This window comes from Polaromonas sp., assembly GCF_041689105.1.
Taxonomy (GTDB): domain Bacteria; phylum Pseudomonadota; class Gammaproteobacteria; order Burkholderiales; family Burkholderiaceae_C; genus Polaromonas.
The window spans coordinates 1-1,777 of sequence record NZ_JBDNGU010000222.1; the positions used below are offsets into that span (position 1 = coordinate 1).

At 58.6% G+C, this 1,777-nt stretch carries 2 protein-coding genes; both read right to left on the reverse strand.

Features of this window, described 5'->3' with window-relative positions; all coding sequences use genetic code 11:
* Window positions 1-48: 48 nt before the first annotated feature.
* Window positions 49-1,215, reverse strand: coding sequence for a response regulator (locus tag ACESMT_RS21040; RefSeq protein WP_372828537.1), 1,167 nt, complete (start codon window positions 1,213-1,215; stop codon window positions 49-51).
* The gene (locus ACESMT_RS21045; protein WP_372828538.1) at window positions 1,212-1,613 is read right to left on the reverse strand and encodes a response regulator; all 402 of its coding nucleotides are present in this window, start codon (window positions 1,611-1,613) and stop codon (window positions 1,212-1,214) included. The genes ACESMT_RS21040 and ACESMT_RS21045 overlap by 4 nt, the downstream gene beginning before the upstream one ends.
* Window positions 1,614-1,777 lie beyond the last annotated feature (164 nt).

Genomic DNA, 1,777 nt, shown 5'->3' on the forward strand with positions numbered 1-1,777 from the left:
CCAACTGGGTCTTGCATTGAGGCGAAGCCTGGCGGCGCCGCACAGCGCTCAGTCTTGCTGCGTGCCCAGCGTGAAGTAAAACGTTGCACCTTGACCCGGCGCAGAGTCTGCCCAGATGCGCCCGCCATGCCGCGTGACGATGCGGTGCACTGCTGCCAGGCCGATGCCAGTGCCAGAAAATTCGGCGGCGGTGTGTAGCCGCTGGAACGCGCCAAACAACTTGTCCGAATAAGCCATGTCAAAGCCAGCGCCCTTGTCCTGTACGCAATACACGGACTCTCCGTCCGGGCCGCTCTCTCGCCTGAAAGTAATACGGGTTAGCGGCTGCTGGCTGCTGAACTTCCAGGCATTGCCCAGCAGATTGTCAAGGACATCCCGCAGCAGGCTTGGATCACCCTGAACCAACAGCTCCGGCTGAGTATCCAGCTGCACCACCCGGCCGGGCTCGCGCTCCTGATAACCGCTCAGTATCGTTTTGGCCAGAACGCTTAGATCGACGTTCTCCCAGCGCAAGCTGGTCCGCGAGACCTGGGCCAATGACAGCAAGGAGTCGATCAATTCGCTCATCTGCAGCACCCCGGCGCGGATGCGTGCAATGTAGTGCTTGCTTCGCTCGCTCGCCTTGCCGGCATCGGCTTCCTTGTCGAGCAAGCCGCTGAATCCGGCAATGGTGCTCAGAGGCGTGCGCAGATCGTGGGAGACCGAGTACGAAAACGCCTCCAACTCCTGGTTGGCCGTCTGCAGCTGCGCGGTGCGCGCCTGCACCTGTTCTTCGAGGATGCGACCATGGTTCTGGAGAAAATCGCCAAATTCTTTCAAACGCAACAAATTACGCACTCTCAACGACAACTCGGTCGGATCGATGGGTTTCGTCAGGAACTCTTCCGCCCCGGCATCGAGGCCCGCCAGGCGTGCGCTGCGGTCGGTGAGCGCTGTCACCATGATGATCGGAATATTCGAGGTGGCGGGGTTGACTTTGAGGATGCTGGCCACCTCATAGCCGTCCATGTCCGGCATCATGATGTCGAGCAAAATCAAATCAGGCGCGCGCTGCGCAATCAAGGCCAGTGCATCTTCGCCACTGGCGGCGCTCTGCATCAGATAACCTTCGTGCCGGAGCAGCACGTCGAGCAGCCTGCAGCTATGGATTTCGTCATCGACGATGAGGATCGTCGCGGGGTGGGGTGGGGGGCTGGTCGCCATGGTGCTGGTCATGACGCCGGACCAATGGGGTTTGCTTCACTGGCCGCTTGCGGCTTCGCCTTGATCAAGAGGGTGTTGATCGCTGCATACAATTCCTGGTAGCGCAGCGGTTTGGCGATATACGCCTCGCAGCCGGCTATCTGGCTCTTTTCCTGGTCCGCTTTCATCGCCATCGCGGTCAGCGCAATGACGGGAATGGCGGCGGTGACCGGATCTTGCTTTAACAACGCTGTCGCCGCCAAGCCGTCCATGTCGGGTAGCTGGATATCCATCAGGATCAGGTCAGGCTGGTCGGCCCGCGCGATTGTCAAGCCGGTTTCCGCATCGGTCGCGCACATCACGGCATGGCCGGCGTTCTGCAGCAGAAGCACGGCCAGCTTCATGTTTGCCGCGTTGTCTTCAATGATCAATACTCTGGCCATATGAACTATTTACTATAGATAAGGCCCCATAAAGTCTGAACTTTCTTCGATTTTTCGTGTCGAAGCTTGATGGAAAAAGAAAGCGCAAGAAAGCAAACACTGGAGCAACTTCACGAGCGTCGCAAGCAAGTCGTGAGGTTGTACAAAAAAGG

Bases quoted from the DNA above. Each gene is read 5' to 3' on its own strand.
- ACESMT_RS21040 (WP_372828537.1), bottom strand. From the start codon at position 1,215: ATGACCAGCACCATGGCGACCAGCCCCCCACCCCACCCCGCGACGATC.